Origin of the sequence: Collinsella sp. AM18-10 (assembly GCF_003471585.1) — a bacterium.
Classification (GTDB): Bacteria; Actinomycetota; Coriobacteriia; order Coriobacteriales; family Coriobacteriaceae; genus Collinsella.
Map to the genome: position 1 here is coordinate 1 of NZ_QRJO01000029.1, position 5,163 is coordinate 5,163.

At 64.0% G+C, this 5,163-nt stretch carries 3 rRNA genes; all 3 read left to right on the top strand.

The features are described 5' to 3' along the window. Nucleotides 1-4 precede the first annotated feature (4 nt). The 3 genes from DW211_RS09870 (at nt 5) to rrf (ending at nt 5,143) form a co-directional block, all read left to right on the top strand. Nucleotides 5-1,511 (top strand): 16S ribosomal RNA (locus tag DW211_RS09870). A gap of 396 nt (nt 1,512-1,907) precedes the next feature. After that, nucleotides 1,908-4,881, top strand: a 23S ribosomal RNA gene (locus DW211_RS09875). A gap of 146 nt (nt 4,882-5,027) precedes the next feature. Further along, nucleotides 5,028-5,143 (top strand): 5S ribosomal RNA (rrf, locus tag DW211_RS09880). The 16S, 23S and 5S rRNA genes sit together here, the layout of an rRNA operon. The last annotated feature ends 20 nt before the right edge of the window (nt 5,144-5,163 follow it).

Genomic DNA, 5,163 nt, shown 5'->3' on the forward strand with positions numbered 1-5,163 from the left:
ATTTTGGACGGAGAGTTCGATCCTGGCTCAGGATGAACGCTGGCGGCGCGCCTAACACATGCAAGTCGAACGGCACCCACCTCCGGGTGGAAGCGAGTGGCGAACGGCTGAGTAACACGTGGAGAACCTGCCCCCTCCCCCGGGATAGCCGCCCGAAAGGACGGGTAATACCGGATACCCCGGGGTGCCGCATGGCACCCCGGCTAAAGCCCCGACGGGAGGGGATGGCTCCGCGGCCCATCAGGTAGACGGCGGGGTGACGGCCCACCGTGCCGACAACGGGTAGCCGGGTTGAGAGACCGACCGGCCAGATTGGGACTGAGACACGGCCCAGACTCCTACGGGAGGCAGCAGTGGGGAATCTTGCGCAATGGGGGGAACCCTGACGCAGCGACGCCGCGTGCGGGACGGAGGCCTTCGGGTCGTAAACCGCTTTCAGCAGGGAAGAGTCAAGACTGTACCTGCAGAAGAAGCCCCGGCTAACTACGTGCCAGCAGCCGCGGTAATACGTAGGGGGCGAGCGTTATCCGGATTCATTGGGCGTAAAGCGCGCGTAGGCGGCCCGGCAGGCCGGGGGTCGAAGCGGGGGGCTCAACCCCCCGAAGCCCCCGGAACCTCCGCGGCTTGGGTCCGGTAGGGGAGGGTGGAACACCCGGTGTAGCGGTGGAATGCGCAGATATCGGGTGGAACACCGGTGGCGAAGGCGGCCCTCTGGGCCGAGACCGACGCTGAGGCGCGAAAGCTGGGGGAGCGAACAGGATTAGATACCCTGGTAGTCCCAGCCGTAAACGATGGACGCTAGGTGTGGGGGGACGATCCCCCCGTGCCGCAGCCAACGCATTAAGCGTCCCGCCTGGGGAGTACGGCCGCAAGGCTAAAACTCAAAGGAATTGACGGGGGCCCGCACAAGCAGCGGAGCATGTGGCTTAATTCGAAGCAACGCGAAGAACCTTACCAGGGCTTGACATATGGGTGAAGCGGGGGAGACCCCGTGGCCGAGAGGAGCCCATACAGGTGGTGCATGGCTGTCGTCAGCTCGTGTCGTGAGATGTTGGGTTAAGTCCCGCAACGAGCGCAACCCCCGCCGCGTGTTGCCATCGGGTGATGCCGGGAACCCACGCGGGACCGCCGCCGTCAAGGCGGAGGAGGGCGGGGACGACGTCAAGTCATCATGCCCCTTATGCCCTGGGCTGCACACGTGCTACAATGGCCGGTACAGAGGGATGCCACCCCGCGAGGGGGAGCGGATCCCGGAAAGCCGGCCCCAGTTCGGATTGGGGGCTGCAACCCGCCCCCATGAAGTCGGAGTTGCTAGTAATCGCGGATCAGCATGCCGCGGTGAATGCGTTCCCGGGCCTTGTACACACCGCCCGTCACACCACCCGAGTCGTCTGCACCCGAAGTCGCCGGCCCAACCGTCAAGGGGGGAGGCGCCGAAGGTGTGGAGGGTGAGGGGGGTGAAGTCGTAACAAGGTAGCCGTACCGGAAGGTGCGGCTGGATCACCTCCTTTCTAGGGAGATAAGTTCTTAGAGAGACAAACTTTAACTCGAATAGAGGGCAGGAGCCCGTCCGGTGGATGTCGCCCGGGGGAAGTCCCCGCAGCACCCGGTCCCCGGGGTCGCACCCGCGTACCTTGAGAGCCGCATAGCGATAGGAGAGAGATGGAAGATCATTCTTCCAGACTCGATTCTTTTCTGCGATTTATCAGACAGAATGATAGCAATCATTCATCCGATCCAAACAAGAAGAATTCACTTATTAATGAGTGAGGAGCATCTGATCGCGAGCACAGTCAACTACTGTGCCGCGGTATGAGATACCCGAATTGCGACATACGAGCGCTATTCATGATATCGATTAATTAATTTTAGCGACACGTGGATATCCCGCGGGCCCGAGAGCGGTCCCGCAAGATACCACGGGCGCACGGCGGATGCCTTGGCACAGGGAGCCGATGAAGGACGCGGCAAGCTGCGATAATCCCCGGCGAGGAGCACACATCCTTCGACCCGGGGGTCTCCGAATGGGCGAACCCATCCGTAGCAGTACGGATATCCCGGCCCTGAACGCATAGGGGCCGGGAGGACAACCCGGGGAACTGAAACATCTAAGTACCCGGAGGAGAGGAAATCAATCTCGAGACTCCCCGAGTAGCGGCGAGCGAAAGGGGACCGATGGCCAAACCGTCGAGCGGGCATACCCGGCAGGGGTTCCGCCGACGGGGTTGCAGGGCCGCGCATCCGGGGGCTGCCGCCCCCGGGCGCAGGTCCGGCTGGGGAGCGGAACGGCATGGGAGGGCCGGCCGCAGCGGGTGACAGCCCCGTACGCGAACCCAGACCGGACGGCGCGACGCGGTCCCTGAGTAGGGCCGGGCACGTGAAACCCGGTCCGAACCTGGGTGGACCACCATCCAAGCCTGAGTACTACCCTGTGACCGATAGCGCACCAGTACCGTGAGGGAAAGGTGAAAAGCACCCCGGGAGGGGAGTGAAACAGTACCTGAAACCGTGCGCCCACGAGCAGTCGGAGCAACTTTATGTTGTGACGGCGTGCCTTTTGTAGAATGAGCCAGCGAGTCGCTGGCGCGGGGCGAGGTTAACCGAAAGGGAGCCGGAGCGAAAGCGAGCCTTAACAGGGCGACTTGAGTCCCGCGCCGCGGACGCGAAGCCGGGTGAGCTATCCGTGGGCAGGCTGAAGCGGGGGTAAGACCCCGTGGAGGGCCGAACGCACGTCGGTTGAAAACGGCGGCGATGACCTGCGGATAGGGGTGAAAGGCCAATCAAACCCGGAGATATCTCGTTCTCCCCGAAATAGCTTTAGGGCTAGCGTCGCGCGTTCACCGCCGGAGGTAGAGCACCGGATGGACGAGGGGGCTTCGCCGCCTACCGAATCCAACCGAACTCCGAATGCCGGCGGCCCAGAGCGCGGCAGTCAGAGCATGTGGGCTAAGCTGTGTGCTCGAGAGGGAAACAGCCCGGACCGCCCGCTAAGGTCCCCAAGTTCCAGCCGAGTGGCAAAGGATGTGCGTCCGCCCAGACAACCAGGATGTTGGCTTAGAAGCAGCCATCCATTCAAAGAGTGCGTAACAGCTCACTGGTCGAGTGGACATGCGCCGACAATACACGGGGCTAAGCTGGACACCGAAGCGGCGGGATTTTGATTTTCAGAATCGGTAGGGGAGCTTCCCATGGGCGGTGAAGCCGCCGGGCGACCGGCGGTGGAGCGCATGGGAGTGAGAATGCTGGCATGAGTAGCGAGAGACGAGAGAGTAACTCGTCCGCCGTGAACCCGAGGTTTCCTGGGCAAGGCTAATCCTCCCAGGGTCAGTCGGGGGCTAAGGCGAGGCCGGGAGGCGTAGCCGACGCGCAGCAGGCAGACATTCCTGCACCGCGCACGCGGCGCTACGACCGACGGGGCGACGGATGGGGGTGGCTCGGCGGGGTTCTGGACGTCCCCGTGATGGAGCGCGGCCCGCGGACCAGGGAAATCCGGTCCGCACGAGGGCGAGGCTCCGGACGAAGCATCTGAGCGAAGCGAGTGAGCCCGAGGTCCCTAGAAAAACCCCTAGGCAGGCGCGTGCGCGCCCGTACCGCAAACCGACACAGGTGGGTGGGTAGAACATACCGAGGCGATCGGGTCAACCATGGTCAAGGAACTCGGCACAATGGCCCCGTAACTTCGGGAGAAGGGGTGCCCGCGCGTACGTGAACGGACTTGCTCCGGGAGCGGAGGCGGGCCGCAGTGGAGAGGCCCAAGCGACTGTTTACCAAAAACACAGGACTCTGCAGAAGCCGCAAGGCGACGTATAGGGTCTGACGCCTGCCCGGTGCCGGAAGGTCACGCGGAGGAGTTAGCGCATCGCGCGAAGCCCCGAAGCCAAGCCCCGGTAAACGGCGGCCGTAACTATAACGGTCCTAAGGTAGCGAAATTCCTTGTCGGGTAAGTTCCGACCTGCACGAAAGGCGCAACGACTTGGGCGCTGTCTCGACCATGGACCCGGTGAAATTGCACTGGTCGTGAAGATGCGACTTACCCGCGGAAGGACGGAAAGACCCCGTGAACCTTCACTGCAGCTTGGCATTGGCCGCTGGTCCCGCGTGTAGAGGATAGGCAGGAGGCACAGATCCGGAGGCGCCAGCCCCCGGGGAGCCGCCCTTGGAATACTGCCCTCGCGCGACCGGCGTCCTAACCCGAGGCCGTCGACCGGCTCGGGGACCGTGCCAGGCGGGCAGTTTGACTGGGGCGGTCGCCTCCTAAAGGGTAACGGAGGCGCGCGAAGGTCCGCTCGGGACGGTCGGCAACCGTCCTTTTGAATGCAAGAGTACAAGCGGGCTTGACTGCGAGGCCCACAAGCCGAGCAGGTGCGAAAGCAGGCTCTAGTGATCCGGCGGCCCCGAGTGGGTGGGCCGTCGCTCAACGGATAAAAGGTACTCCGGGGATAACAGGCTGATCTTGCCCAAGAGTCCACATCGACGGCAAGGTTTGGCACCTCGATGTCGGCTCATCGCATCCTGGGGCTGGAGCAGGTCCCAAGGGTACGGCTGTTCGCCGTTTAAAGCGGTACGCGAGCTGGGTTCAGAACGTCGTGAGACAGTTCGGTCCCTATCCTCCGTGGGCGCAGGAGAATCGATGGAGGCTGCCCCCAGTACGAGAGGACCGGGGTGGACGCACCTCCGGTGAACCGGTTGTCGACCAACGGCACGGCCGGGTAGCCGCGTGCGGCGCGGATAACCGCTGAAGGCATCTAAGCGGGAAGCCGTTCCAGGGATTAGTTCTCCTTCCGGTAAGGGCCCAGGTAGACTACCTGGTCGATAGACGGCAGGTGCAAGGCTGGCGACAGCCTCAGCCGAGCCGCACTAATCGCCCGAGCTCTTCCGGAACCGCACCTCGCGGCCCGCGGGACCCAGCGCTCATGCGCGCGGTCCGGGCACGAGGATGCCCCCGAGTCGTCTCCCCTATGCGCCATGCGGCCCCCAGGGCACGTGTATGCGATACCGGACACCGTAACGGTGGGCGCCGCCCACCGGTCAGCGGCCAGAGCATGGGGGGCACGCCCGGTCCCGTTCCGAACCCGGAAGCTAAGCCCCATCGCGCCGAGAGTACTGCGGGGCCAGCCCGTGGGAGGCCAGGGCGCCGCTGACCGGTGGACGGCACCGAGCCGT